Source organism: Sulfitobacter sp. M39 (assembly GCF_021735935.1).
GTDB lineage: Bacteria > Pseudomonadota > Alphaproteobacteria > Rhodobacterales > Rhodobacteraceae > Sulfitobacter.
In genome coordinates this window covers 1053126-1078246 of record NZ_WMDZ01000001.1, presented here as the reverse complement: position 1 = coordinate 1078246, position 25121 = coordinate 1053126, and the positions used below count along the sequence as shown (strand labels likewise).

The 25121-nt window shown below is 60.8% G+C and carries 25 protein-coding genes; 11 read left to right on the top strand and 14 right to left on the bottom strand.

The genetic code is table 11. The annotated features are described in order from the left end of the window. Positions 1–133 precede the first annotated feature (133 nt). Both GLP43_RS05250 and GLP43_RS05245 read left to right on the top strand, forming a co-directional pair. Positions 134–592: an NUDIX hydrolase gene (locus GLP43_RS05250; protein WP_237278468.1), complete on the top strand. Its 459-nt coding sequence runs from the start codon at positions 134–136 to the stop codon at positions 590–592. Positions 593–678: 86 nt separating this feature from the next. Further along, positions 679–2160, top strand: a complete 1482-nt coding sequence (locus tag GLP43_RS05245) for an inorganic phosphate transporter (RefSeq protein WP_237278467.1) — start codon at positions 679–681, stop codon at positions 2158–2160. Between the two features lie 25 nt (positions 2161–2185). Here the strand turns inward: GLP43_RS05245 and GLP43_RS05240 are convergent, their stop codons facing one another. The 3 genes from GLP43_RS05240 to GLP43_RS05230 form a co-directional block, all read right to left on the bottom strand. Beyond that, positions 2186–3184 carry a 2-dehydropantoate 2-reductase gene (locus tag GLP43_RS05240; RefSeq protein ID WP_237278466.1) on the bottom strand — a complete coding sequence of 333 codons (999 nt, stop codon included), beginning with the start codon at positions 3182–3184 and terminating at the stop codon, positions 2186–2188. Continuing rightward, positions 3181–4086, bottom strand: coding sequence for an ornithine carbamoyltransferase (argF, locus tag GLP43_RS05235; RefSeq protein WP_237278465.1), 906 nt, complete (start codon positions 4084–4086; stop codon positions 3181–3183). Before argF ends, GLP43_RS05240 begins: the two co-directional genes overlap by 4 nt. A gap of 75 nt (positions 4087–4161) precedes the next feature. After that, the gene (locus GLP43_RS05230) at positions 4162–5337 is read right to left on the bottom strand and encodes an aspartate aminotransferase family protein (RefSeq protein ID WP_237278464.1); all 1176 of its coding nucleotides are present in this window, start codon (positions 5335–5337) and stop codon (positions 4162–4164) included. A 432-nt stretch (positions 5338–5769) separates the two neighbouring features. Between GLP43_RS05230 and GLP43_RS05225 the strand changes: the two genes are divergently transcribed. Then, positions 5770–6369, top strand: a complete 600-nt coding sequence (locus GLP43_RS05225) for a GcrA family cell cycle regulator (RefSeq protein WP_237278463.1) — start codon at positions 5770–5772, stop codon at positions 6367–6369. Positions 6370–6427: 58 nt separating this feature from the next. Here GLP43_RS05225 and GLP43_RS05220 read toward each other — a convergent pair whose 3' ends face one another. From GLP43_RS05220 to coxB, 10 genes are all read right to left on the bottom strand, one after another. Further along, complete coding sequence (locus GLP43_RS05220) at positions 6428–6865, bottom strand: VOC family protein (RefSeq protein ID WP_237278462.1); 438 nt, start codon at positions 6863–6865, stop codon at positions 6428–6430. A gap of 10 nt (positions 6866–6875) precedes the next feature. Continuing rightward, complete coding sequence (locus tag GLP43_RS05215; RefSeq protein WP_005851700.1) at positions 6876–7460, bottom strand: GNAT family N-acetyltransferase; 585 nt, start codon at positions 7458–7460, stop codon at positions 6876–6878. Next, positions 7460–8722 carry a M16 family metallopeptidase gene (locus tag GLP43_RS05210; RefSeq protein ID WP_005851699.1) on the bottom strand — a complete coding sequence of 421 codons (1263 nt, stop codon included), beginning with the start codon at positions 8720–8722 and terminating at the stop codon, positions 7460–7462. The genes GLP43_RS05215 and GLP43_RS05210 overlap by 1 nt, the downstream gene beginning before the upstream one ends. After that, a complete protein-coding gene (thrC, locus tag GLP43_RS05205) occupies positions 8719–10107 on the bottom strand; it encodes a threonine synthase (protein WP_237278461.1) in 1389 nt (462 codons plus the stop codon). Before thrC ends, GLP43_RS05210 begins: the two co-directional genes overlap by 4 nt. Positions 10108–10112: 5 nt before the next feature. Continuing rightward, entirely contained in the window at positions 10113–10793 is a 681-nt protein-coding gene (locus tag GLP43_RS05200; protein ID WP_237278460.1) for an SURF1 family protein, read from the bottom strand. 120 nt (positions 10794–10913) lie between these two features. Then, positions 10914–11717 carry a cytochrome c oxidase subunit 3 gene (locus GLP43_RS05195; RefSeq protein ID WP_237278459.1) on the bottom strand — a complete coding sequence of 268 codons (804 nt, stop codon included), beginning with the start codon at positions 11715–11717 and terminating at the stop codon, positions 10914–10916. Positions 11718–11740: 23 nt separating this feature from the next. Further along, a complete protein-coding gene (locus tag GLP43_RS05190; protein ID WP_237278458.1) occupies positions 11741–12316 on the bottom strand; it encodes a cytochrome c oxidase assembly protein in 576 nt (191 codons plus the stop codon). Next, the gene (locus GLP43_RS05185; protein ID WP_237278457.1) at positions 12316–12492 is read right to left on the bottom strand and encodes a cytochrome C oxidase assembly protein; all 177 of its coding nucleotides are present in this window, start codon (positions 12490–12492) and stop codon (positions 12316–12318) included. Before GLP43_RS05185 ends, GLP43_RS05190 begins: the two co-directional genes overlap by 1 nt. Further along, positions 12492–13427, bottom strand: a complete 936-nt coding sequence (gene cyoE / locus GLP43_RS05180) for a heme o synthase (protein ID WP_237278456.1) — start codon at positions 13425–13427, stop codon at positions 12492–12494. Before cyoE ends, GLP43_RS05185 begins: the two co-directional genes overlap by 1 nt. A 63-nt stretch (positions 13428–13490) precedes the next feature. Further along, positions 13491–14387 carry a cytochrome c oxidase subunit II gene (coxB, locus tag GLP43_RS05175; protein WP_237278455.1) on the bottom strand — a complete coding sequence of 299 codons (897 nt, stop codon included), beginning with the start codon at positions 14385–14387 and terminating at the stop codon, positions 13491–13493. Between the two features lie 179 nt (positions 14388–14566). Here coxB and tldD point away from each other — a divergent pair, with 179 nt between their 5' ends. The 6 genes from tldD to GLP43_RS05145 all read left to right on the top strand — a co-directional run bounded on the left by tldD (position 14567) and on the right by GLP43_RS05145 (position 22400). Then, positions 14567–15991 (top strand): metalloprotease TldD, encoded by a 1425-nt coding sequence (gene tldD / locus GLP43_RS05170; protein ID WP_237278454.1) that lies wholly within the window; start codon positions 14567–14569, stop codon positions 15989–15991. A 156-nt stretch (positions 15992–16147) separates the two neighbouring features. After that, positions 16148–17287, top strand: coding sequence for a DNA-processing protein DprA (dprA, locus tag GLP43_RS05165; RefSeq protein ID WP_237278453.1), 1140 nt, complete (start codon positions 16148–16150; stop codon positions 17285–17287). Positions 17288–17532: 245 nt separating this feature from the next. Then, entirely contained in the window at positions 17533–20199 is a 2667-nt protein-coding gene (gene topA, locus GLP43_RS05160; protein WP_237278452.1) for a type I DNA topoisomerase, read from the top strand. A gap of 102 nt (positions 20200–20301) precedes the next feature. After that, positions 20302–20874: a L,D-transpeptidase gene (locus GLP43_RS05155; RefSeq protein ID WP_005851682.1), complete on the top strand. Its 573-nt coding sequence runs from the start codon at positions 20302–20304 to the stop codon at positions 20872–20874. 204 nt (positions 20875–21078) lie between these two features. After that, positions 21079–21774, top strand: a complete 696-nt coding sequence (locus GLP43_RS05150) for a CoA transferase subunit A (protein WP_005851680.1) — start codon at positions 21079–21081, stop codon at positions 21772–21774. Further along, a complete protein-coding gene (locus GLP43_RS05145) occupies positions 21774–22400 on the top strand; it encodes a 3-oxoacid CoA-transferase subunit B (RefSeq protein ID WP_237278451.1) in 627 nt (208 codons plus the stop codon). Before GLP43_RS05150 ends, GLP43_RS05145 begins: the two co-directional genes overlap by 1 nt. 77 nt (positions 22401–22477) lie before the next feature. Here GLP43_RS05145 and GLP43_RS05140 read toward each other — a convergent pair whose 3' ends face one another. Beyond that, complete coding sequence (locus tag GLP43_RS05140) at positions 22478–23281, bottom strand: lytic transglycosylase domain-containing protein (RefSeq protein ID WP_237278450.1); 804 nt, start codon at positions 23279–23281, stop codon at positions 22478–22480. A gap of 363 nt (positions 23282–23644) precedes the next feature. Here GLP43_RS05140 and GLP43_RS05135 point away from each other — a divergent pair, with 363 nt between their 5' ends. Further along, positions 23645–23836 carry a Flp family type IVb pilin gene (locus GLP43_RS05135; protein WP_037943339.1) on the top strand — a complete coding sequence of 64 codons (192 nt, stop codon included), beginning with the start codon at positions 23645–23647 and terminating at the stop codon, positions 23834–23836. Between the two features lie 395 nt (positions 23837–24231). Further along, on the top strand, positions 24232–25095 hold the full coding sequence (gene cpaB / locus GLP43_RS05130; protein WP_237278449.1) for a Flp pilus assembly protein CpaB: 864 nt from the start codon (positions 24232–24234) through the stop codon (positions 25093–25095). Positions 25096–25121 lie beyond the last annotated feature (26 nt).

The following is a 25121-nucleotide window of genomic DNA, read 5'->3' as shown; positions in this document are numbered from 1 at the left end:
GTCCATCAAACAGTGGGATGCACACCGCCGCTGCACAAGGGTTTGCGGGGGTGAAATTGCTTCTCGTCTCTTTTTCAGCTACGATGACCGGATAAAAGCAAGAACAACGAAGTTACAGGTTAACGTTTTAAATATGATACATGAACTCAAACGCGCGTGGGAGGGTATGATCCTCCCCATCTGGCGCCGCCCCAAACGTATTCAGGTCGCCGCATTGTGCTACCGTGAAACTCCTGGAGGTAAAGAAGTCCTGATGATCACCAGCCGTGACACCGGCCGATGGATCGTGCCAAAAGGCTGGCCGATTGACGGGCTGGACGGTGCCGGTGCCGCCCTGCGCGAAGCATGGGAAGAGGCAGGCGTGTCCAAGGCCGATATCGAAAGCGAGCCGATCGGGTACTATGACTATGACAAGGGCCTGTCCGAAGGGATGACCACGCCCGTCATCGCACAGGTATACCTGACCCGCGTCCGTCACATCGAGGATGAATACCCCGAGGTCGACATGCGCACCCGCCGCTGGATGCCCCCAAAGGAAGCCGCCGAACTGGTGGCAGAGCCTGATTTGCGCGAAATCCTTCTGAACCTCTAGTCGCCACGCCCGATAGCCCCCCGTGCGGCCTTGCGAAACCGTTTTCACTGTGCCACGAGCGCATGGTTTTAGAAAATGAGGCAGCAATGACCGACGGACCCAAAGGCCAACAGTGGAAAACACTGGATTCTGACCTGAACCGCATCTCGCGGGTGGAACAGGCCGCGACCTATGTGGCGCGGCCTATGGTCGGATTTGGCATTGCCCTTGCCTTCATCGTATTGGCCGCGCTGGTCGCCGGTCTGTTCTTTGGCGCGCAGCCGTCCAACTACGTGGTGATCGCCGCCGCGGCCTTCGGGGCCTATATGGCGGTAAACATCGGGGCCAATGACGTTGCCAACAATATGGGCCCCGCTGTCGGGGCCAAGGCGCTGAGCATGGGCAGCGCGATCATCATCGCTGCCATTTGCGAAAGTGCCGGTGCCCTTCTGGCTGGCGGCGACGTGGTATCGACCATCTCGAAAGGGATCATTGACCCCGCGTCGGTCGCAGATTCCCAAGTGTTCATCTGGGCGATGATGGCCGCGCTGATCTCGTCGGCACTGTGGGTCAATCTGGCGACATGGGTGGGCGCACCGGTATCGACCACACACTCGGTCGTGGGCGGCGTCATGGGGGCCGGCATCGCGGCTGCGGGGATGGCGGCGGTCAACTGGCCTTCGATGAGTATGATCGCCCTTAGCTGGATCATCTCGCCCGTCTTGGGCGGCGCTGTCGCGGCGATGTTCCTCGCGCTGATCAAGTCACAAATCCTTTACCAAGAGGACAAAATCGCAGCCTCGCGTCGCTGGGTGCCGATCCTGATTGGCGTCATGTCCGGTGTCTTTGCCACCTATCTGGCACTCAAGGGGCTCAAAAAGATCGTCGAGATCAACATGGGTTCTGCCCTGCTGATCGGTTTGGCTTGTGGCGTGCTGGCCTATGCCATTTCCTACCCCGCCATCCGCCGCGCGTCGGTCGGGATGGAGAACCGCAACAAATCCGTCAAAGTATTGTTCGGCCTGCCGCTGGTCTTTTCCGCAGCGCTGCTCAGCTTTGCGCATGGGGCCAATGATGTCGCCAACGCGGTTGGGCCCCTTGCCGCGATCGTCCACGCCTCGGAGTTCGGCGGGTTCGAGGCCAAAGTCTCTATCCCCATGTGGGTGATGGTGATCGGGGCCTTCGGCATTTCCTTCGGGCTGTTCCTTTTCGGGCCGAAACTGATCCGCATGGTGGGCAGCCAGATCACCAAGCTGAACCCGATGCGCGCCTATTGCGTCGCCCTCTCTGCAGCGATCACCGTGATCATCGCCTCGTGGCTGGGCCTGCCCGTGAGCTCCACCCATATCGCTGTGGGGGGCGTTTTTGGCGTAGGCTTCTACCGCGAATGGCATATGGAGCGCCGCCTGCGTCGCCCCGGAGCCAAAGCCGGTCAGGTCAAACGCATCGCGGTAGAGGAACGCCGCCGCCGCAAACTCGTGCGCCGGTCGCACTTCATGACCATCGTCGCGGCCTGGGTCATCACCGTCCCTGCGGCCGCAACCATGTCAGCGATGATCTTTCTGGGGCTGAACGCGCTGGTCAACTAAGCGCTGTGGCGAATGGCTTTGCCGCTTAGCGGAGGTCCGAGGGGTCCATATCGGGCAACCCCGGACCGCGCGCCTGCGCCTCTTTCACCAGATCAGAGACCCGCTGACAAAGCGGCGTGGCGACGCCTTCCTGCGCCCCCATCGCGATGATCCGGCCCTGAAGCGCGTCGATCTCGGTCGGTTTACCCGCTTCCAGGTCATAGGACATCGAGGTCCGCGCCATCGGGTCAATCGTCAGCATCTTGGCCGCGACACGCGTGAACAGCGGCGTCGGCAGGCGCAGCACCCAAGGGATCAGCTGTGCGGGCAATGGCGTGGAGGATGCAGGGTGGATGCCATGAGCCTTTAGCACGGCAAGCGCCTCGGCCATCTGGGCGGCCATCACGCGTCGCCAGCGCCGGTCAAGCAGTTGTTCCTGCAAGGTCAGCCCTGACAGGGCGTTCAGCGCGTTGTTCAGGTTAAGCAGCAGCTTGCCCCATTGAACGCCGATGATCGCCCCCGTCCCCGTGACCTGCAACCCCGGCACGGACAGATAGCCCGCCAATGGCATCCGGCCCGTTTCGACGAAGATATCCCCGCTGGTCGCGCGGTGATACCGCCCGTCGCCATGGGGGACGACGTTAAAAGGCACCATGCCCCCGCGTACATCATGCAGCGGCAAGGCCTCGCGCAGGATCTCGACCGCGTCGAGGCCGTTTTGCAGGCTAACAATGGTCGACAGCGCCGGCGTGTGCTGCGCCACCAGCCGCGCGATGTCGGCGGTGTCGTCGGTCTTGACCGTGACCAGCACGATCCCCGCCCCGGCAAGACAGGCAGGGTCCTGTGACAGGGTCAGGCTTGCGGCAGGCACCTGTTGGTCGAGCCCGTCAAAACCCGTCAGCCGCAGACCATGCTTGCGGATCTGCTCTGCCACGCGGGGACGGACCAACAGCGTGACATCGCGACCGTGGGCGGCAAGCATGCCACCCACAAAGCAGCCGATCGCCCCCGCACCCGCGACAACGATGGGCCGCCGGTCGCTCATTTCCCCAAGCACCAGCGCATGACCGACTTTTGCGCGTGCAGCCGGTTTTCAGCCTCGTCAAAAATGACCGAGCTTGGGCCGTCCATAACGGAGCTTGTCACCTCGTCATCGCGGTGCGCGGGCAGGCAGTGCATAAACAGCGCGTCGGGCTTTGCTTTGGCCATCAGCGCGTCATTCACCTGATAGCCGCGCAGCTGGTTGTGCCGACGTTCGCGCGCCGATTGCGGGTCATGCATCGACACCCATGTGTCTGTCACGACCAGATCCGCGCCCTCTACCGCTTTGTTCGGGTCACGCTCGGTTGTGTAAAGGCCATTCAGCGCGGCCTCGGGGTCCAGCGTCTGCGGGCCGGTAAACACAAGTTCGAAATCAAAGGCTTTGGCTGCATGGGCGAAGCTGGCAAAGACGTTATTACCGTCACCGGACCAGACCACCTTTTTGCCCTTGATGGGGCCGTTATGCTCTTCGAAGGTCATGATGTCGGCCATGATCTGGCAAGGGTGCGTCCGGTTGGTCAGCCCGTTGATCACCGGGACAGAGGCATATTCCGCCATCTCCAGCAGGGTCGCCTCTTCGAAGGTGCGGATCATGATCAGATCGACATAGCGGCTGAGCACGCGTGCCGTGTCGGCGATGGTCTCGCCGTGGCCGAGCTGCATATCTGCGCCGGACAGCACCATCGTTTGCCCGCCCATCTGGCGCACGCCCACGTCAAAGCTGACCCGCGTCCGTGTCGAGGGCTTTTCAAAGATCAGCGCAACCATGTGATCCTTGAGCGGCTGTTCATCATCCGGCGCACCACGGGGGCGGCCCAGACGGGACGCTTTCATCGTGGCGGCATTGTCGATGATGCTGCGCAGGTCAGCCGGATCGGTTTGGTGAATGTCGAGAAAATGTTTCATAGGGTATTCTTTTAATTTTAGGGAGTTGGGGGGCCAGCCCCCCGGCCCCCCGGAGTTTATAGGGCAAAATGAAGGTTAGCTGGCAGCAAGGCTGCTGGCGGCATGATCAAGGCGGGAGACGGCCTCGGCGATGTCTTCATCGGTGATATTGAGAGGGGGCAGCAGGCGGATCACGTTATCCGCCGCCGGTACTGTGATGACCTCGTGACGGTAGCCCGCGGCGACGACATCGCTGTTGGTGGCTTTGCATTTCAGCCCCAACATCAGCCCGCTGCCGCGCACGCTTTCGAACACGTCAGGGTGGCTGGCGACCAACCCTTCGAGCTTTTGGCGCATCAGGCCGGCTTTGCGGTTCACATCGTCAAGAAAAGCGTCTGTGCCGATGATATTGACCACAGCATTGCCCACGGCACAGCCCAGCGGGTTGCCGCCGTAGGTCGACCCGTGGGTGCCCGCCGTCATGCCAGAGGCCGCGTTCTGAGTGGCCAGCACGGCGCCCAGGGGGAAACCGCCGCCGATGCCTTTGGCGACCATCATGATATCGGGGGTGACGCCCGCCCATTCATGGGCGAACATCTTACCGGTGCGGCCCACGCCGCATTGCACCTCGTCAAAGATCAACAGCAGCCCGTGTGTTTCGCACAGCGCGCGCATCTGTTTGAGGTCAGCATCCGGCACGGGACGGATGCCGCCTTCGCCCTGCACCGGTTCGATCATGATGGCGGCTGTGGTATCGGTGATCGCCGCGCCAAGCGCCTCCATATCGCCAAATTCGATATGTTTGAAACCGGGGAGCAGCGGGCCGAAGCCTTTGGTCATTTTCTCGGATCCTGCCGCCGCGATCCCGGCAGATGACCGCCCGTGGAACGAGCCCGAGAAAGTGATGATCTCGGTCCGGTCGGGCTGGCCCTTGTCGTAGAAATACTTGCGCGCCATCTTGACCGCCAGTTCGCATGCCTCGGTGCCGGAGTTGGTGAAAAACACCGTATCGGCAAAGCTGAGCGCGACCAGCCGGTCGGCCAGTTCCTGTTGCTGGGGGATCTCGTAGAGGTTCGAGGTATGCCAAAGCTGCCCCGCCTGTTCGGTCAGCGCCGCCACCAGCGCGGGGTGCGCATGGCCAAGCGCGTTCACCGCAATGCCTGCGCCCAGATCCAGAAATCGGCGGCCGTCTTGTTCAATCAACCAGGACCCTTCGCCTTTGACAAAGCTCAGGGGGGCGCGTGAATAGGTCGGCAGAACAGATGGGATCATCAGGATCATCCTTATGGGTTGGCCGCATCAAAGGCACAAAAGGCCATGTGTGACGGAGAGGGTCAATAAGATTTGAAGGGGTGCGACGCAATTTATGTCGCAAAAGATCAATGCCGTGCCCCCCGTGTCAGGGGCCGGTGTCGCCAATTAGTCTTGGCGTCGTCGCAAAGAGGATGTCGAACGGTTGATCATGCCGTTTGCATAAGCAGCTTTTCGCGGCTTGCAAAGCAAAAATTGGCGCGCAATGGCCGCAAACTGTGGCAGGAGCGCTGCCGTTGCCACTTTGCTGTGGTTTTAAGGGAGCGTTTGCCGCTGCTGCCGCCCCAATCGCCCGTTCGCGCCTTGCACCCAAGCTGTCAGTGATTAGTATAGGGGCTTGAGATTTTTCCACGGCGGTCCTGAGAAGGGCCGCTTGTTAGCTAAGGACGCCAAATGTCTTGGACCGATGACCGCGTAGAGATCCTGAAGAAAATGTGGGGCGAGGGCCAATCCGCAAGCCAGATTGCAAAGGAGTTGGGCGGTGTGACCCGCAACGCCGTGATCGGCAAGGTGCATCGTCTGGGGCTGTCCAACCGGACCGCAACCGCAGCGCCCGCCGCCGCCCCTGCCGCTGCTGCCAAACCAGAAACCAAGGCCAAGCCTGCCGCGAAACCCGCCGCAGCCGCCAAGCCCAAGGCTGAACCCGCCCCCGAAGCCGCCGAACCCGAAGCAGTAGAGGCCGTTCCAGCAGTCCGCCCCAACCTGCCCGCGCGCGCCAAGATCATTCCCGCCGGTCAGCCGCTGCCACCCCAGCCCTCCGCGAACGAGATCAGCCCCGAGGCGCTTGCCAAGGTGAGTGAGGTCGAGAAAAAGTCGAAGAAGATCGGCCTGATGGACCTGACAGAGCGGACCTGCAAATGGCCCGTCGGTGACCCTGCAACGGATGATTTCTGGTTCTGCGGTCTGCCCGTACAGCAGGGCAAGCCCTATTGCGAGGCCCACGTCGGCGTCGCCTTCCAACCGATGAGCGCGCGGCGCGACCGCCGCCGCTAAGCCGCTGCGGACATCAGAGTAACGAAAGGCCAGGCAGCGATGTCTGGCCTTTTTCATATCAACGCGTCGGCGCAGTGGGTGGATCATCCCTGCCCGGCTCTGCCGGATTGTCACAGAACAACGCGATCTTGTTGCCTTGGGGGTCGCGCAGGTAGCTGACGTAGAAGCGCGGGCCATAGGTGGCGCGAAACCCCGGCTGGCCCTCATCGCTGCCGCCCGCGGCCAGCGCTGCGGCGTGCAACACGCGCACCTGTGCCTGAGTGGGTGCCTCGAATGCGATCATGGACCCGTTGCCAGCAGAAGCCGGCGCGCCATTATAGGTCGGTTTGACGTAGAAATCCGGCAGGGCGACAGACTGCCCCGCTGCCTTTGGCAACACAAAGCTCAAGCCCTCGGGACCTTCGGTTAACGCATAGCCCAAGGCTGGCAGGAAAGCGGTATAGAAGCGTTTGGCATGTGCAAGGTCGTCGGCCCCGACAGTGACATAGGCGATCATAGGTCCCCTCCTACCCCGCCGCGGTCTTGCCCCGACGGTCCCCGCGCAGCTGCGCATAAAGCACATGGGTCCGCCAGCGCCCGTCGATTTGCAAATAGCTTTGCGCGACGCCTTCGTATTTAAAACCGGTCTTTTCCAGCAACCCGCGCGAGGCGATGTTTTCGGGCAGGCAAGCGGCCTCTACGCGGCTGATGTCCAGACGGGTGAAGGCGTGGTGCACCGTCGCCTCGATCGCTTCGCGCATATAGCCACGGCGTGCGAATTGTTCGCCGGTCCAATACCCCAAGGTGCCCGCCTGCGCCGGACCGCGACGGATGTTATCCAGCGTGATCGCCCCGATCAGCATGTTATCCTTGCGGCGGATCAGGAACAGCGGCAGTGCCGTCCCCGCAGAGACCGACCGATTGGCCCAGTAGACCCGATTGGTAAACGCTTTGCGCGACAGGTGGTCCGGTGCCCAAGACGGCTCCCACGGGGTGAGGTAGGTGATGCTGTCCGACCGCAGGGTGGCCCAGGGGCGGAAGTCAGCATGCACCGGTGGGCGCAACGTCAGCCTTTCGGTTTCAATGGCAAGCTTTCGTTTCAGCAATTGCATCAGGCAGCGCGACGCTCCTGCAGCTCTTCCAATGTGGGGGCACCATCTACGGGACCATATAGCGCCAATGCCGCAGGGGCGCTGGCGGCGATATTCTGGGCAAAGTCGCGCACGTCGCCTGTAGTGACCGCGTCAATCTGCGCGATGGTCTCTTCCAGCGGCGGGACGCGGTCCCAGATCTGGATCAGACGCGCCAGACGTTCCGCGCGGTTCGACGGGCTTTCCAGCCCCATCAGCAAGCCAGCCTTCATCTGCGCCCGTGCCCGCGCGACCTCTGCCGGGGACATGTCGGAGGCGGCGCGCTTCATCTCGTCAATGGTGATGCCAGCCAGTTCGGGCAGCTGTTCGCCGCTGGTGCCAGCATAGATCGTCATCATGCCTGTGTCGGCATAGGCCCCCGCCTGCGCAAAGATCGTATAACACAGTCCGCGGTTCTCGCGGACCTCTTGGAACAGGCGGCTCGACATGCCGCCCCCGAGCGCAGAGGCATAGATTTGCGCGACATAGATATCATCGGCGCGGTAGCCGGGCGCTTCGAACCCGAGGGCAAAATGCGCTTGCTCAAGCGGTTTCAACTGGCGCACTTCACCGCCGCTGAACTTGGCAGCATCCACGTCGAACAGCGGCTTGGGCGGCATATCGCCGAACAGCTGTTCAGCAAGGCGCACGATCTCGTCATGGTCCACCGCCCCTGCGGCGGCGAGGATCATCTGGTCGGGGCCGTAGTGCTGGCTGATAAACCCCGACAAATCTTCGCGGCTGAAGTTCGACACGCGTTCGGACGGGCCCAGAATGGTGCGCCCGATGGGTTGGTTGGGGTATGCCTTTTCCTGCAACCAGTCAAAGATCACATCATCCGGCGTATCCAGCGCCTGACCGATCTCTTGCAGGATCACGCCGCGCTCTACCTCGATCTCGCCATTATCAAGGACCGGATTGCGCAAGATATCCGCGATCACATCCAGCCCCAGCGATACGTCATTTTCCAGCACGCGCACATAGTATGCCGTCACCTCGCGCGAGGTATAGGCGTTGATATAGCCGCCGACATCCTCGATCGCTTCGGCGATTTGCAACGACGTGCGCTTGGCCGTGCCCTTGAACGCCATATGCTCAAGGAAATGCGCGATACCGTTTTGCGTGGCCGTCTCATGCCGCGCGCCCGCCGAAACCCAGACCCCGATAGATGCCGATGCAAGCCCCGGCATATGTTCGGTTACGATACGAAAGCCGTTGGAGAGGCGGTGTTGTTGCAAGCTCACGAAGCGATGCCCCCTTTGATAATATCCTTGAGCGCCTCAAGGTCGTTCGGCACGCGGGTCACGCGTTCTTCGCGGTCGAACAGATCGGCCATGTGGTCGGGCAGCGGCGGGCGCTGGCCTGTGGCGGCTTCGACCGCGTCGGGGAATTTGGCCGGATGCGCGGTGGCCAGCGTGATCATCGGCGTCGCCGGATCACGCAAGGCCGCCCCCACGCGCACCCCGATGGCAGAATGTGGGCACAGAAGTTCGTTCGTGTCGGCGTAGAAGGTCTTGATCGTCTCGCTGGTTTCCTGTTCGGACACGCGGCCGGATTTATAGGTGTTTTGCAGGTCGCGCAGGGCATTGTCGCCCACGTCGAACCCGCCTTTCGCCAGATCGCCCATCAGCGCATTGATCGCGTCGCTGTCTTGGCCGTAGGCGAAATACAAGGCGCGTTCAAAGTTGGAGCTGACCTGAATATCCATCGATGGGCTGATAGAGGCATGGACCTCGCCCTTGTGGTAGCCGCCGGTGGTCAGGCAGCGATGCAGGATGTCATTCTGGTTCGTCGCAACCACCAGATCGGCAATCGGCAGTCCCATTTCGCGCGCGATGTAGCCCGCGAAGATATCGCCGAAGTTTCCCGTGGGAACGGTAAAGCTGACCTTGCGGTCCAGCGCGCCCATAGCGAGCCCTGCGGTGAAGTAATAGACCACCTGCGCCAGCACGCGGCCCCAGTTGATGCTGTTGACGCCTGCCAGTTGCACCCCGTCGCGGAAAGCGTGGTCGTTGAACATGTCTTTCAGACGCGCCTGACAGTCGTCGAAGTCACCGTCCAGCGCCAGCGCGTGCACGTTGCTTTCCGATGGTGTGGTCATCTGGCGGCGCTGCACTTCGGACACGCGGCCGTGGGGAAAGAGGATAAAGACATCGACGTTATCCAGCCCGCGGAAGGCTTCGATCGCGGCCGATCCGGTATCGCCCGAGGTCGCACCGACGATGGTGACCCGTTCACCCTTGCGCGACAGAACGGCCTGGAACATGTGGCCGATCAACTGCATCGCAAAATCTTTGAACGCCAGCGTGGGACCGTGGAACAGTTCAAGCAGGAAATGCCCCTGTTCAAGCTGCACCAGCGGCGCGCGCACCTTGTGGTTGAAGCCCGCATAGGCCTTGGCGATAAGCGCCTTGAATTCCTCGTCGCTGAATGTGTCGCCGACAAAGGGTTTCATCACACGAAAAGCGACATCCTCGTAGGACATCGTGGCCATCTCGCGCAGCTCATCGGCGCCAAGCGTCGGGATCGTTTCAGGCACATACAGGCCGCCGTCACGGGCGAGGCCGGTCAGCAGCGCCTCTTCGAACGACAAAACGGGGGCGGAACCACGGGTGGAGACATAACGCATAAGGGTCAGCTTTCGGTTTTGGGCGCGCGGCGGCGGCGCAAGAAGAACAGGCTCATCCCAAGCCAGATCGCGGCAAGAGAGAACCAAGTGATGGCATATTGCAAGTGGTCGTTGGGAATACGGGCGGTATCGACGGGCAACGGGCTGATCCCCGCTGGCTGAGGCGTGCTGCTGCGCGAAACCAGAAGAACGGGTTCGGTGCCAAGCGTTTGCGCCATATCCGGCACATCGCGGGCGAACCAGATGTTGCCCCTCAGGTCGGCCTCTGGGGTGAAGCTATCGGTTTCGCGCGGCCATTGCAGGTTGCCCGTCACCGTCGCGGGACCCAAAGCGCGGGGTTCGTCCTTGTCCGTCGTGAGGACAAAGCCGCGGTCAACCATGATGCGGCGACCATCCTCTAGCGTGAAAGGCGCGATGACGCGGTAGCCTGCGCCGATGTCTTTCTGGGACACAAGCACATGCACCTCGCCTGCGTCGAAGGAGCCGGTCACCGCGACGGGCAAGTAGGCGTCATCCTCGGCGTTGACGGTAGGGGGCAGGTCGACGGGGGCGGCGGCGATGCGGGTGTTGATGTCGGCGATGATCGCCTCTTTCCACGCCAGCCGCTGGATCTGCCAAACGCCCAGCCAGATCAGGATAGCAGCCCCGCCAAGGCCGACAATCAGCAGGAATAGCGTACGACGCATAAAGCTCTCTTGAGGTTGGCACCCGTGGACGGGTGGCGGCAATGCAAAGGCGCGCAAGGTCCCCCTCGCGCGCCTGTTGCTTTTAGTGATTGCGGCCCGGTTTGCAAGCCGACTGCGGGCTTAGATGCCCCACATGTAGACGGCGAAGAAGAGGAACAGCCAGACCACATCAACAAAGTGCCAGTACCAGGCAGCGGCTTCGAAGCCGACGTGCTGCTCTTGGGTAAAGTGGCCTTTCAGCGCGCGGAACAGGCAGACCGCAAGGAAGATCGTGCCGATCACAACGTGGAAACCGTGGAAGCCTGTCGCCATGAAGAAGCTGGAGAAGAACAGGTCGCCGCCGAAGGTCCAGTCGTCATGGGCCAGCAGTTCATAATATTCATAGGCCTGGAACGCGGTGAACAGCATGCCCAGAACAATCGCGATGGACAGGCCGGCGATCAGGTCTTTGCGGTTGTTTTCATGTACCAGCGCGTGGTGCGCCCATGTGACTGCACAGCCCGACAGCAGCAGGATCAGCGTGTTGATCAGCGGCAGGTGGAAAGCGTCAACGGGGATGATATCCGGCTGCACGTATGTGGAGCCCGGGAACTCATCCATCGGGTACAGGGCTTCTTTGAAGAAGGTCCAGAACCACGCCACAAAGAACATCACTTCGGACATGATGAACAGGATGAAGCCATAGCGCAGACCGATGCGCACGACGTTGGTGTGATCGCCGACGTGGCTTTCAGCAACAACCTCGGACCACCATCCGAACATGCAGTACAGCACAGCAACCAGACCACCCAAGAAGACGAAGGGGGTTACATCGTGCATCCAGAAGACACCACCAACCAGCATGACACAGCCGGCGATGGAGCTGAGCAATGGCCATGTGGACGGCGGCAGAATGTGATAGTCATGGTTCTTTTCATGGGCCATTGGTTCAGTCCCTCACCTTTTTCTTAATTCAGGTTTGTCTCGCTGTCCTGATCGGGGGCTTCATAGTCCTCGGGCAGGTCAATTTCATAGAACGTATAAGACAGTGTGATCGTATGTACATACTTGGCATCACGGTCTTCGACGATTTCGGGGTCAACAAAGAAGCTGACAGGCATCTGAACACGCTCACCGGGGGCCAGCACCTGTTCAGTAAAGCAGAAACACTCGATCTTTTCAAAGAAGGCCCCGGCGGCATAGGGCGTCACGTTGTAAGACGCCTGCCCCGCGACGGGGTGATCGGTGGGGTTATAGGCCTCGTAGAAGGCCAGCCCGGTCTCGCCGATGCGCAGCTCCATCTCGTTGACGACGGGTTTGAATTCCCACGGCATATCTTCGTTCAAGCTGCCGTCGAAACGCACCTTGATCGTCTGATCCAGCACGTCGCCCTCGGCCCCCGCGACCTGCCCCGGCGTTCCGCCAAAGCCGGTGACCCGGCAGAACCAATCGTAGAACGGCACCGATGCCCAAGCCAGCCCGCCCATCAGGATGACGACAGAGACGGTTTGCACCACAGTCTTCGCGGGTCCGGACAGGGCCATCAGTTGCTCTCCTGTGTTTGCAGCGCGCCACCGGGTAGATCATTGAAATCGATGTTGGTGATTTTGACAAAGGTCAGAGCCATGACCAGCACGACAAAGGCGGCCAGCAGCAGACCGACGCCAAGGTTGCGCCCGCGGCGGCGTGTGTGAATCTCGTGTTCAGCGCGAATACCCATTACCAGCCTCCCAAACCGTAGCCCCGCAGGGTGGCCTCAAGCAGAATGGCACCGAAGTGCAAGAAGAGATACCATAGCGACAGGCGGAAGAACTTGCGTTCAACGCGGAAATCATCGGCTTCGCTGTCGTCTTCATCACGCTGCCAGATGCGGAAGGCCCCGATCAGGAACATCAGGTTCAGCACGCCCGCGGTCGCCAGATAGATTGGCCCGCCGATCGACGTGAAGCCCGTGCCGACCGCCAGAATGACAAGCAAAACAGTATAGGCCAGAATGTGACGACGGGTGGAGCGGCGGCCGTGGGTCACGGTCAGCATCGGCACCTTCGCGTCGTCATAGTCATTGCGCATGAACAGCGCCAAGGCCCAGAAGTGCGGCGGCGTCCACATGAAGATCAGCGCGAACATCAACCATGCCTCGACCGAGAAGCTGCCGGTGGCGATGATCCAGCCGATCACGGGCGGGAACGCCCCCGCAGCGCCACCGATCACGATGTTCTGCGGCGTCGCACGCTTAAGCCACATGGAATAGAAAACGGAGTAGAAGAGGATCGTGAACAGCAGCATGCCCGCGGCCAGCAGGTTGGCCGCCAGCCCCAGCATGACGACAGACATGCCCGACAGCGCCACACCGATCGCCAGTGCTTCGCCCGGTTGGACGCGCCCCGACGGGATCGGGCGGCCTTGCGTCCGGCGCATGATCGCGTCGATGTCGGCGTCCCACCACATGTTAAGCGCACCCGAAGCCCCTGCCCCGATGGCGACAAACAGGATCGAGGCAAAGCCGATCACGGGGTGCACAGGTTCGGGCGCGGCGAGCATGCCAACAAGTGCGGTAAATACCACCAACTGCATGACGCGCGGCTTCATCAGGGCGAAATAATCGCCGAACTGCGCCTCATACTCGCCCGCAGGTGTCGTGCTGGTATCTGTCATGCGATCTCTCATACAAAAGGAACCCGGGGCGCGCGTCGCGCACCCCGCATCAGCAATTGTGCCTTACTTGGACGCAACGGTCAGAGTCTGCGGGATGCCCGCATACTCTTCTTTCGCGTTGCCAAGCCACTGAGCATAGGCCTCTTCCGAGACGACTTTCACAGTAATCGGCATGTAGGCGTGGGCGTTGCCGCACAATTCGGAGCACTGGCCAAAGTACACGCCTTCTTTCTCGGCGGTGAACCATGTTTCCGCCAGACGGCCAGGTACGGCGTCCTGTTTCACACCGAAGGCAGGCATCGCCCAAGAGTGGATAACGTCGGAACCGGTGACCTGAACAACGATCGTTTGACCGACAGGGATCACAACGGCGGTATCTGTCGCCAGCAGGAACTGCTGTTCGGTATAGCCGGCGGCCTCAAGCTGTGCGACGACTTCGGGTGTTTTGCGGTTTTCGCCGCCAACAGCCGGTGCACCGATCATATAGCTGTCAAAGCCAAAGCCCTCGTCGACATATTCATAGGACCAGTACCACTGGTTGCCGGTCGCCTTGATGGTCAGGTCAGCCTGCGGGATTTCCTGCTGACGGAACAGGATCGGCAGCGAATAGGCCCCGATCAGCACCAGAATCACGATCGGCGCGACGGTCCAGAGGATTTCAACAGGTGTGTGGTGCGTGAAGGACGCAGCAACCGGGTTGCGTTTGCGGTTGTAGCGGAACGCCACCCAAAGGATCAGACCGGTCACGAAGATGGTGATCAAGGTGATGATGATCAGGATCAGGTGGTCCAGATCGTGGATGTCTTGCGCCACACGGGTGACGGCTGGCTGAAAGCCCATCTTGCCGTCTACCGGCTCACCAATGATTTCCAGCCCGTCGATGCGAAGGTTTTCCTGCGCCATTGCTGGCACGGCGGAAAAAGCGGCCATGAGACCCGAAAAAGAGAGAAGATGTTTCATATGTCGTCCTGATCTTGTGACCATTGATAAGCGAATCCCAGCAGCACCCCGCAATTGGAGGCGGCTGTCCCGTTGTAATCTGTACGCTTACAATCATATTCTAACTTCAAGATAAAGACTTCTGCTTGCGTCAAACGGACGCGAAGCGATTTTTATGACACGATTCAGGGAACATTTTTATGAGCCAGCCGCCTTTCAACCCCTTTGAGGCGCAGCTTGACCGTGACGCCGCGCTGTCCATCCTGCGCGACGCTGTGGCAGGTGCCGACGACGGGGAACTGTTTTTCGAACGCCGGCGGTCTGAAGGGTTGGTGTTTGACGACGGGCGGCTGAAAACGGCAAGCTACGATGCCTCCGAAGGCTTTGGCCTGCGGGCGGTGCGCGGCGATGTGTCGGGCTATGCCCACTCGACCGAGATCACCGAAGCCGCCCTGCGCCGCGCAAGCGAGACGGCTCGGCTGGCCGTGGGTGCGGGGGGCGGCACATGGGCGGATGCGCCTGCCGCGACCAATCAAAAGCTCTATACCGACGAAGATCCGATCGCGGGCGCGGCCTTTCCCGTCAAGGTCGATACCCTGCGCGAGATCGACGATTTCGCCCGAAGCCTTGATGCGCGTGTCGTGCAGGTTTCGGCCTCTATCTCTGCCTCTATCCAGGAGGTCGAGATTCTGCGCCCAGAAGGCACCTCTGTCCGCGATGTGCGCCCGATGACGCGGGTGAACGTGTCGGTCATCGTCGAACAGGATGGCCGCCGCGAAAGCGGGACCGCCGGTGGCGGCGGGCGTGTCGGGCTGGACGGGCTGCTGGACCCCGCCGACTGGCAGGCCAAAACGCGCGAAGCCTTGCGCATCGCCTGCGTCAACCTGCGTGCCGTGCCCGCGCCTGCCGGCGTCATGGATGTTGTGCTTGGCCCCGGCTGGCCCGGCATCCTGCTGCACGAGGCCATCGGTCACGGATTGGAAGGGGATTTCAACCGCAAGGGTTCAAGCGCCTTTGCCGGCCTCATGGGCCAACGCATCGCCGCCAAAGGCGTGACGGTGCTGGATGATGGCACCCTCCCCGACCGGCGCGGTTCTATCTCTGTTGATGACGAGGGCACGCCCTCGGCCAAGAATGTGCTGATCGAGGACGGTGTGCTGGTAGGCTATATGCAGGACCGGCAGAACGCCCGGCTGATGGGCGTCGCTCCTACCGGCAATGGCCGCCGCGAATCCTATGCCCACACCCCGATGCCGCGCATGACCAACACCTATATGCTGGGCGGCGACGTGGCCCCCGGGGATATCGTCGCGGACCTCAAGGACGGCATCTATGCGGTCGGTTTTGGCGGCGGGCAGGTGGATATCACCAACGGCAAGTTCGTTTTCTCCTGCACCGAAGCCTACCGTGTGCGCAATGGCGTGGTCGGCGACCCCGTCAAAGGGGCTACGCTGATCGGAGACGGGGCCACGGCGCTGCAACAGATCCGCGCCATCGGCAACGATCCCGCGCTGGATCCGGGCATGGGCAACTGCGGCAAGGCGGGCCAATGGGTGCCCGTGGGCGTTGGACAGCCGACATTGATGATCGGCGGCCTGACCGTCGGCGGTGCTGCTGCTGGCTAGGCAACAAAGGATCACCGGGGCGCAATAGGGTGCACCGGTGGTCCGATACGGCATGAACTGCCAGCGACGCTAGTCCGGTCAACTTTATCCTACCTCGTTCACGTTTCGTTAAGCAGCTTTGCCTAAAGCTGGTGATGCAACGGACGGAGACGCGGGATGACTGACAGGAAAAACGCTCCTTCCTCTTCCACGCCCCCCTTGGTCCCACCCACCTTGGAAGACGACAGCTTTGCGCGGCTTCGTCTGTTGCGCTCGCGCCGTGTCGGCGTTGTCACTTATTACCGCATGCTGCGCGAATACGGCACCGCGCGCGTCGCACTTGAGGCATTGCCCGACGTCGCCCGCGCCGCAGGTGTGAAAGACTATCGCATCTGCCCCGAGAATGTCGTGCACGCAGAACTGCGCGCGGCAAAGGCCGCGAACGCGCGCTTGATTGCCCATGATTGCGCAGCCTACCCCCCTCATCTGGCAGAGCTTGACGACGCCCCCCCATTTTTATGGGCAATCGGAGATATCGAGCTGCTGCACCGCCCTATGGTGTCGATCGTGGGCGCGCGAAACGCCTCATCGCTCGGGACGCGCATGGCCCGCGCCTTGGCATCCGGTTTGGGTGAGGCCGGGTTTACGGTCGTCTCGGGATTGGCGCGGGGGATTGATGCCGCGGCGCATCTGGCCACGCTCGACACCGGCACAATCGCGGTGCAAGCGGGGGGCGTCGATGTGATCTATCCGGTCGAGAATACGACGCTCGCCCAGGATATCGCGGCCCAAGGGTTGCGCATTTCGGAGCAACCAATGGGGCTGCAACCGATGGCGCGGCATTTCCCCAGCCGCAACAGGATCATCGCAGGGCTAAGCCGCGCCACGGTCGTGGTCGAAGCGGCGGCGAAATCCGGCAGCCTGATTACCGCCCGTGACGCGCTGGATCAGGGGCGAGAGGTGCTTGCCGTGCCCGGCCACCCCTTCGATGCCCGTGCCGCGGGCTGCAACATGCTGATCCGTGACGGGGCGGCGCTGGTGCGCAATGCCGCAGATGTGATGGATCAACTGGGGCCGGCAAAGACTCCCGCCGCCAGCCCGCCCATTTCCCAAGCAGCCGCCCCCGCGCCCCGGCGTGACATTGCGGCGCTGCACACCGATATATTGTCACGCCTTGGCCCCAGCCCCGTTGCCGAAGACCAGCTGCTGCGCGATCTGGCAGTCGCACCGGGGATCGCCACACCTGTTCTGGTCGAGCTTGAGCTGAACGGGCATATCCTGCGCCATGCAGGCGGGCTCGTATCCCGAGCGGACTGAGCGTGGCGCGGCCGCAGATCGGGGGCCAGCCCCCGCTTTGGAAAACCTCCAAAGCGCCCCCGGGATTTAGACCATCTGGAAGCCGGAACCCCGGCCCGATCACACCGTAAAACACCCCCAAAAAGGCGCTTTGTAGCCCGTGTATCAAAGGGGGCGCGCTGTTCTGCGGATTGACAAACTTCGCTTCACGCCACATGTCACAGCATAAGTCACGCGAATTAATTTGATCCAAGGTGCCGAATTTTATGCCAGTTGTCGTCGTCGAATCACCTGCCAAAGCTAAAACGATCAACTCGTATCTCGGCAGTGATTACACCGTGCTTGCGTCCTACGGCCACGTCCGCGACCTGCCACCCAAGGACGGATCGGTCGACCCGGACAACGGGTTCGACATGACTTGGGAAGTCGCCGCAGCAAGCAAGAAACACGTCAAAGCCATCGCGGATGCGCTGAAAGACGACAACGCATTGATCCTCGCGACTGACCCTGACCGCGAAGGCGAAGCGATCAGCTGGCACCTGCAAGAGGCGCTGACCAAACGCAAGTCGATCAAGAAAGACACGCCGGTCAGCCGCGTGGTGTTCAACCAGATCACCAAGAAAGCCGTGACCGAGGCAATGGCCAACCCGCGTCAGGTCGATATGCCACTGGTCGAGGCCTATCTGGCACGCCGCGCGCTGGATTATCTGGTGGGCTTCAACCTGTCGCCCGTCCTTTGGCGCAAATTGCCCGGCGCAAAATCAGCGGGGCGGGTACAGTCGGTCACCTTGCGGCTGATCGTCGAGCGCGAGATGGAGATCGAGGCCTTCCGCAACCGCGAATACTGGAGCGTCAAGGCGCTGGTTGCCACGCCGCGCGGGCAGGAATTCGAAACGCGTCTTGTGACTTTGGCTGGCAAGAAGCTCGATCGTTTTGATCTTGGCAATGAAACCCAGGCCGAGATGGCGGTACAGGCGATCACCAGCCGCGAGCTGACGGTCACCAGCGTCGAAGCGAAACCCGCGAGCCGCAACCCCTCGGCCCCGTTCATGACGTCAACCCTGCAGCAGGAAGCCAGCCGCAAGTTCGGCATGGGTGCACGCCAGACCATGAGCACCGCGCAGCGTCTCTATGAAGCCGGCCACATCACCTATATGCGGACCGACGGCATCGACATGGCCCCCGAGGCGATCACGATGGCACGGGATGCGATTTCAGACCGGTTCGGGGCGGAGTATGTCCCGTCCGAGCCGCGGATCTACAAGAACAAGGCCAAGAACGCGCAAGAAGCGCACGAATGTGTGCGCCCGACCGACATGACCAAAGATGCCGACGCGCTGAAACTGACCGAACCGGATCAACGCAAGCTTTACGACTTGATCTGGAAGCGCACGCTGGCCTGCCAGATGGAAAGTGCCCGTCTGGAACGCACCACGGTAGAGATCGGCAGCAAGGACGAACAGGTCGGGCTGCGCGCCACCGGCCAGGTGGTGAAATTCGACGGCTTCCTGCGCGTCTATGAAGAAGGCCGCGATGATGTCGTGGACGAGGATGACAAGCGCCTGCCGCAGATCACCCAAGGCGACAAGATGGACAAACGCGCCGTCACGCCAGAGCAGCACTTTACCCAGCCGCCCCCCCGCTACACTGAAGCGACATTGGTCAAGCGCATGGAAGAGCTGGGAATCGGGCGCCCGTCGACCTACGCCAGCGTTGTCACCACCATTCAGGACCGCGAATACGTTCGCAAGGAAGGTAACCGTCTGTTCCCCGAGGATAAGGGCCGTTTGGTGACGGCCTTCCTCGAGAATTACTTCCGCAAATATGTGGGCTATGATTTCACCGCCGATCTGGAAAACCAGCTTGATAAGGTGAGCGCGGCGGATGCCGACTATAAGGATGTGCTGGGCCGGTTCTGGCAGGATTTTTCGGCAGCGATTGCTGAGACCGCCGATCTGCGCATCACCGAGGTGCTGGAGAAGATCAACGAGGTACTCGAGCCGCATCTCTTCCCGCCCAATGAGGATGGCAGCGATCCGCGCTTGTGCCCCAACTGCGAGATCGGGCGTCTGTCCATGCGCACCGCACGGTCCGGCGGCGCGTTTATCGGCTGTTCGAACTACCCTGAATGCCGCTATACTCGCCCCTTCGGCCCGCCCGACCCCGAGGCCGAAGCCTCGGCTATTCCGCCCGATGGCAAACTGCTGGGCGAGGATATGGGCGACGAGATTCGCGTGTTCAAAGGGCGCTTCGGCCCTTATGTGCAGCGCGGCCCCGTCACCGAAGAGAACAAAAAACCGCCGCGTCAATCGGTGCCCAAGGACTGGCCCGCCGAAGAGCTGGAGCTGGAACGCGCTGTCATGCTGCTGTCGCTACCGCGTGAGATCGGCCCGCATCCGGAAGATGGGGTGATGGTCTGGGCAAATATCGGGCGCTACGGCCCCTATATCAAACACGCCGACAGCACGTCGAACCGCGGCGGTACCAATGCCAACCTTGAAGGTTTGGACGAGGTGTTCACCGTTGGCATGAACCGCGCCGTGCAGCTTCTGGCCGAGAAAGTCGCCAGCCGTGGCGGACGTGGCAAAGCGGCAAAACCGATCCGCGAGATGGGCGAACACCCCGATCTGGGCGGCGAGGTCAACATCATGGAAGGCAAATACGGGCCTTATGTGAAGTGGGAAAAGGTCAACGCCACCATCCCCAAAGAGGTCGAGCCTGCCGATCTGACCATGGAACGTGCGGTTGAGTTGATCGAGGAAAAGCTGGCGAAATCCCCTGCCAAGCGCAAAGCCGCAACCAAGAAGCCCGCAGCAAAGAAAACCGCTGCGAAAAAGGCTCCGGCCAAGAAAACGGCTGCCAAGAAGGCCCCCGCAAAGAAACCAGCAGCCAAAAAGGCACCCGCAAAGGCAGCGTCCGCACCAGAAGAATGAAAGTGCAACTCACATATATGTCATTTGATGAATATGTGAGTTGCCCCGCCCTGCCCTTGCTGCTTTTACCTGTGACAATCGCCACGGTAGAAGGACATAAAGATGGCAGAGCAGACATTCTCAAGACGCGGGTTGATCCTGACAGCGGGCGCGGCGCTTTTCACGCCGGCCCTGCTGCGTGCACAGACGCCAGTGCCAGAGATCGCAGCACCGGTACGTCACAATACCAACGGTTTTTCCAGCCAGAACTGGCAGGACCACTTTGATACATTGGGCAAAGCCGCGATCGTGGCTGATACCTCTTCGCGGGCGCTGCATTATTGGGGCGGCGATGGCGAGACCTACAAGATTTACCCGACCTCCGTGCCCCGCAGCGACGAGCTGACCAAACGCGGCTACACCCGCATTGTGCGCAAACGTGTCGGGCCCGATTGGACACCGACCCCCAGCATGATCGAACGCGACCCCGATCTGAAGTATATGCCGCCCGGTCCGGACAACCCGCTTGGCACCCATGCGATGTACCTCAGCTGGCCCGCCTATCTGATCCACGGCACCCATGATACGCGCAAAATCGGGCGGCAAAGCTCTGACGGGTGCATCGGGCTTTACAACCACATGATCGAAGCGCTGTACCAGATTGCCCCCATCGGCACGCAGGTACGCATCGTCTGAACCCCGCCGCGGGGTGCACTGACCCTGCGACGACAGCTGCCCACCCGACGCAGGGTGGGCACGCATTCCCCCAAATTTTCCGGCAAGCTCCACTGGTATCGCTGACATTAGCCTCGGCGGTTTGACACGTTCGTTACGCCGCGTCATAGAAGTCGTATAAATATAAAACGACAGGGCCGTGAGCCTCTCTTGAAAGGAGCCGGAATGAAGAAAATCTATGGAAGCGCTGCCGAGGCGCTGGAAGGCGTGCTGCACGATGGCATGCTGATCGCAGCGGGGGGCTTTGGCCTTTGCGGTATTCCCGAACTGCTGCTGAACGCGATCCGGGACGCGGGCACCAAGGATTTGACCTTCGCCTCGAACAATGCGGGCGTAGATGATTTCGGCATCGGGATCTTGTTGCAGACCAAGCAGGTCAAGAAAATGATCAGCTCTTACGTCGGCGAGAACAAGGAATTCATGCGCCAGTACCTCGGCGGCGAGCTTGAGCTGGAATTCAATCCGCAAGGCACCTTGGCCGAACGTATGCGTGCGGGTGGTGCGGGCATTCCCGGTTTCTATACCAAAACCGGCGTTGGCACTGTGATCGCCGAAGGCAAAGAGCACAAGGATTTCGACGGCGAGACCTATATCCTTGAGCGCGGCATCGTTGCTGATCTGGCCATTGTCAAAGCGTGGAAAGCGGATGACACCGGGAACCTCGTGTTCCGCAAGACGGCGCGCAACTTCAACCCGCCAGCGGCCATGTGTGGCAAGATCTGCATCGCCGAGGTCGAAGAGATCGTCCCCCGTGGCAGCCTTGGCGGCGACGCGATCCACTTGCCCGGCATTTATGTGCACCGCATCATTCAGGGTGATCACGAGAAACGCATCGAACAGCGCACAGTGAGGACTGCATAATGGCTTGGGATCGCAATCAAATGGCGGCACGCGCCGCGCAGGAACTGCAAGACGGTTGGTATGTGAACCTAGGCATCGGGATTCCGACGCTGGTGTCCAACTACATCCCCGACGGGATGGATGTGACGTTGCAGTCGGAAAACGGCATGTTGGGCATGGGGGCTTTCCCCATCGACGGCGAGGAAGACGCCGACCTGATCAACGCAGGCAAGCAGACCATCACCGAGCTGGACCGCACCTCGTATTTCGACAGCTCGACCTCCTTCGGGATGATCCGCGGCGGCAAGATCGCCATGGCCATTCTGGGCGCGATGGAAGTGGCTGAAAACGGCGACCTCGCCAACTGGATGATCCCCGGCAAGCTGGTCAAAGGCATGGGCGGCGCGATGGATCTGGTCGCGGGTGTGGGCCGCGTTGTGGTGGTCATGGACCACGCCAGCAAGCATGGCGACAGCAAGGTGCTGAAAGAATGTACCCTGCCGCTGACCGGCAAGAACGTCGTTGACCGCATCATCACCAATTTGGGTGTGCTTGATGTCGTTGAAGGCGGGCTGAAGATCGTTGAATGCGCCGATGGCGTCACCGAAGACGAACTGCGCGCCGCGACCGAAGCGACAATCGTCTAATCTGCTGACACGATGAACGACAAGGGGCGCTGCCAGCAATGGTCGCGCCCTTTTTTACCTCCGGCCCCGGGCTGGTGTCAGTTCATCGCCGCAAAGACGCATCCGTCCGAGATCAGCTCGGGCGGCGTCTGGCACAGGCCCTTGGCGACCTGAAAAGCGGCCAGCACCTTGGGCACATAGTCACGGGTTTCGGCAAAAGGCGGCACGCCTGCGTGTTTGCGCACGGACCCTTCACCCGCGTTATAGCCCGCCAGCACCAATATCGGGTCGCGGTCAAATTCGCCCATCAGCCAATCAAGATATTTTACGCCGCCCGCGATATTCTGCGTCGGGACCATACTATCGGTCACCCCAAAGCGGGACGCTGTATCAGGCATCAGCTGCATCAACCCCTGCGCCCCTGCCCCGCTGATGGCATCGGGCCGTCCCGCGGATTCAACCGTGATCACCGCGAGCACAAGCGCAGGTGACACCTGTGTCCCGATGGTAGAGCGGAGGATGTCGATCCCGTTGGCCTTGGCGATCTCTTGCATCTGTTGCATGCGTGGCGCGGGGATTTTGCTGCTCGCCGTTGCCAGTGTGACCATCGCGGCCTCCAGCCGGCCCGGGCCGGTTTTCTCGACCGCCGGAGAGACACGATCCCAGAACCAATCATATTGCCCCGGTGACGCTGGCACGATGGCACCGGATTCGGTCGCGACCACTTCGGGTACGTCGTCGGCCGTGGGTTCGATAAAGACATTGATCCGATTGGTACTGCCCGGTTTGGGCGGCTTCACACGTTTTGCTTCGAACTTCGGAAACGGCTTGGGCGCGTCTGCCCAGACAGCCGAGGCCGCCAGCATCCCCACCATCAAAGATACGGTTATTCGTCGAAACATCGCTGCCTGCACTGATTATTTAATGCTCTTTTTCAGCAATCTCGCACGGAAAGCGCCACCAGACCAACCAAACAAGGCAGGGAACATGGCGATTTCGCCATAATTGATGCAATCCTGCCCCGCTTCCCATCAAAGATAACAAAAAATGAAGAGGTAAAATTGTTTCGTATCAGCAGGCTACAGCAATTCCGCCAAAAACCGGCCCTGAAAAACGAAATGTCACAATTGCCGCCAAATTCGTGCCCCATTCACAAGGCTATATAGGCTCATACCAAGTCAGCCAGATGCGGAAGTGAGAGAGAAGCATCGGAACGGACGACAGGGTTGAGATTGAAAACTTTATGATCCTTGGAGGGACATACCATGATGAACTTTATCAAGAACTTCAAAAACGACGAATCCGGCGCTGTGACTGTTGACTGGGTTGTTCTGACCGCCGCCGTCGTTGGCCTGGCCGTCGCAGCTTACTCCTCGATCGAAACAGGCGCTTCCAACCTGACATCGAAAACCAACTCCTACATGGGGACACAAAACCCTGGCAGCATCGGCGGCTAAGCGTTCGTCACACCACGAAATTTCGCTGGCCGCATTCTGCTCGACAGAATGCGGCCAGTTTTTTTAGACCTTCATCACGCAAGGCAAAACAATGCTCTCGAAGCTTATCAAATTCTGGCGAAGCCCAAGCGGTGCGGTCACAGTTGACTGGGTTGTTTTATGCGCGGCGGTGGTATCTCTGGCGGTTCTCATTGTCGTCAGCATGACTTCCGGAACTGTGGATCTAGCAGACAGGGTGATGACCCAGACGCCGGGCGACATCTAACCCAAGCCCCCCATAATGACCCAGCTTGGTCGCGGATTATCCATAGTCTGAACACAATCACCGCCTATCCATTGGTATAAGTTTCGCGCCGTGTCCTGGGACCGGCACACACTCAAGAGAGGTAAGTAACATGCGGATGGTTTTTGGACTGGTCCTGCTCGCCGGTATCGCTTTGGCAGGTGGTGCTGTGTATCTAGCAAAGGGCCGCATCAGTGAATATCAACGCGCCAACCAACAGGCCCAAGAGGCTTTGGCACAGATTGTGCCAACGGTTGGTGTATATGTGGCCAACGGGCCGCTGAAGTACGGGCAGCGCCTGACCCGCGAAGATGTGCGGCAGGTGAACTGGCCTGAAAATGCGATCCCCGAAGGCACGTTTATCGAAGACGCAGCGCTTTTCCCCGAAAACAGCGATGACCTGCGTGTCGTGCTGCGTGCGATGGAAAAAGACGAAGCCATTATGGCGGTGAAGGTGACCGAACCCGGTGCCGATACCGGCCTCACCTCGCAGCTGGAACGGGGCAGCCGTGCTTTCGCGATCCGCGTCGATGTATCAAGCGGCGTCTCGGGCTTCCTGCGCCCCGGTGACCGTGTCGATGTCTACTGGACCGGCCGCATCAACCGAGGCGGCAACGACCGCGCCGACACCGGAGACGTGACCAAACTGATCGAGGCAGGCGTCAAGATCATCGCGATCGACCAAAGCGCCGGCGGTGAACGCAGCGAAGCGGCCATTGCGAATACTGTGACTGTAGCAGTTCAGCCCTATCAAGTTGCCGCATTGGCACAGGCGCAATCGACGGGTGACTTGTCCCTCTCGCTCGTCGGGGCAGAGGATGACACCGTCGCCGCCGAGATCGAAGTCGACCAGCGCCGCTTGCTGGGCCTGACAGAAGAGACGATCAAAGTCGAAACGACTACCGAAAAAGTCTGCACCATCCGGACCCGCCGTGGTGCCGAAGTGGTCGAAATCCCGATCCCCTGCACCAACTGATCTGCTTGTCAGGCAGGGCAAATACG

What these genes read in the sequence shown, in the direction of transcription:
- GLP43_RS05250 (WP_237278468.1), top strand. Translation starts at nt 134, where the DNA reads ATGATACATGAACTCAAACGCGCGTGGGAGGGTATGATCCTCCCCATC.
- GLP43_RS05245 (WP_237278467.1), top strand. Translation starts at nt 679, where the DNA reads ATGACCGACGGACCCAAAGGCCAACAGTGGAAAACACTGGATTCTGAC.
- GLP43_RS05240 (WP_237278466.1), bottom strand. Translation starts at nt 3,184, where the DNA reads ATGAGCGACCGGCGGCCCATCGTTGTCGCGGGTGCGGGGGCGATCGGC.
- argF (WP_237278465.1), bottom strand. Translation starts at nt 4,086, where the DNA reads ATGAAACATTTTCTCGACATTCACCAAACCGATCCGGCTGACCTGCGC.
- GLP43_RS05230 (WP_237278464.1), bottom strand. Translation starts at nt 5,337, where the DNA reads ATGATCCCATCTGTTCTGCCGACCTATTCACGCGCCCCCCTGAGCTTT.
- GLP43_RS05225 (WP_237278463.1), top strand. Translation starts at nt 5,770, where the DNA reads ATGTCTTGGACCGATGACCGCGTAGAGATCCTGAAGAAAATGTGGGGC.
- GLP43_RS05220 (WP_237278462.1), bottom strand. Translation starts at nt 6,865, where the DNA reads ATGATCGCCTATGTCACTGTCGGGGCCGACGACCTTGCACATGCCAAA.
- GLP43_RS05215 (WP_005851700.1), bottom strand. Translation starts at nt 7,460, where the DNA reads ATGCAATTGCTGAAACGAAAGCTTGCCATTGAAACCGAAAGGCTGACG.
- thrC (WP_237278461.1), bottom strand. Translation starts at nt 10,107, where the DNA reads ATGCGTTATGTCTCCACCCGTGGTTCCGCCCCCGTTTTGTCGTTCGAA.
- GLP43_RS05200 (WP_237278460.1), bottom strand. Translation starts at nt 10,793, where the DNA reads ATGCGTCGTACGCTATTCCTGCTGATTGTCGGCCTTGGCGGGGCTGCT.
- GLP43_RS05195 (WP_237278459.1), bottom strand. Translation starts at nt 11,717, where the DNA reads ATGGCCCATGAAAAGAACCATGACTATCACATTCTGCCGCCGTCCACA.
- GLP43_RS05190 (WP_237278458.1), bottom strand. Translation starts at nt 12,316, where the DNA reads ATGGCCCTGTCCGGACCCGCGAAGACTGTGGTGCAAACCGTCTCTGTC.
- GLP43_RS05185 (WP_237278457.1), bottom strand. Translation starts at nt 12,492, where the DNA reads ATGGGTATTCGCGCTGAACACGAGATTCACACACGCCGCCGCGGGCGC.
- cyoE (WP_237278456.1), bottom strand. Translation starts at nt 13,427, where the DNA reads ATGACAGATACCAGCACGACACCTGCGGGCGAGTATGAGGCGCAGTTC.
- coxB (WP_237278455.1), bottom strand. Translation starts at nt 14,387, where the DNA reads ATGAAACATCTTCTCTCTTTTTCGGGTCTCATGGCCGCTTTTTCCGCC.
- tldD (WP_237278454.1), top strand. Translation starts at nt 14,567, where the DNA reads ATGAGCCAGCCGCCTTTCAACCCCTTTGAGGCGCAGCTTGACCGTGAC.
- dprA (WP_237278453.1), top strand. Translation starts at nt 16,148, where the DNA reads ATGACTGACAGGAAAAACGCTCCTTCCTCTTCCACGCCCCCCTTGGTC.
- topA (WP_237278452.1), top strand. Translation starts at nt 17,533, where the DNA reads ATGCCAGTTGTCGTCGTCGAATCACCTGCCAAAGCTAAAACGATCAAC.
- GLP43_RS05155 (WP_005851682.1), top strand. Translation starts at nt 20,302, where the DNA reads ATGGCAGAGCAGACATTCTCAAGACGCGGGTTGATCCTGACAGCGGGC.
- GLP43_RS05150 (WP_005851680.1), top strand. Translation starts at nt 21,079, where the DNA reads ATGAAGAAAATCTATGGAAGCGCTGCCGAGGCGCTGGAAGGCGTGCTG.
- GLP43_RS05145 (WP_237278451.1), top strand. Translation starts at nt 21,774, where the DNA reads ATGGCTTGGGATCGCAATCAAATGGCGGCACGCGCCGCGCAGGAACTG.
- GLP43_RS05140 (WP_237278450.1), bottom strand. Translation starts at nt 23,281, where the DNA reads ATGTTTCGACGAATAACCGTATCTTTGATGGTGGGGATGCTGGCGGCC.
- GLP43_RS05135 (WP_037943339.1), top strand. Translation starts at nt 23,645, where the DNA reads ATGATGAACTTTATCAAGAACTTCAAAAACGACGAATCCGGCGCTGTG.
- cpaB (WP_237278449.1), top strand. Translation starts at nt 24,232, where the DNA reads ATGCGGATGGTTTTTGGACTGGTCCTGCTCGCCGGTATCGCTTTGGCA.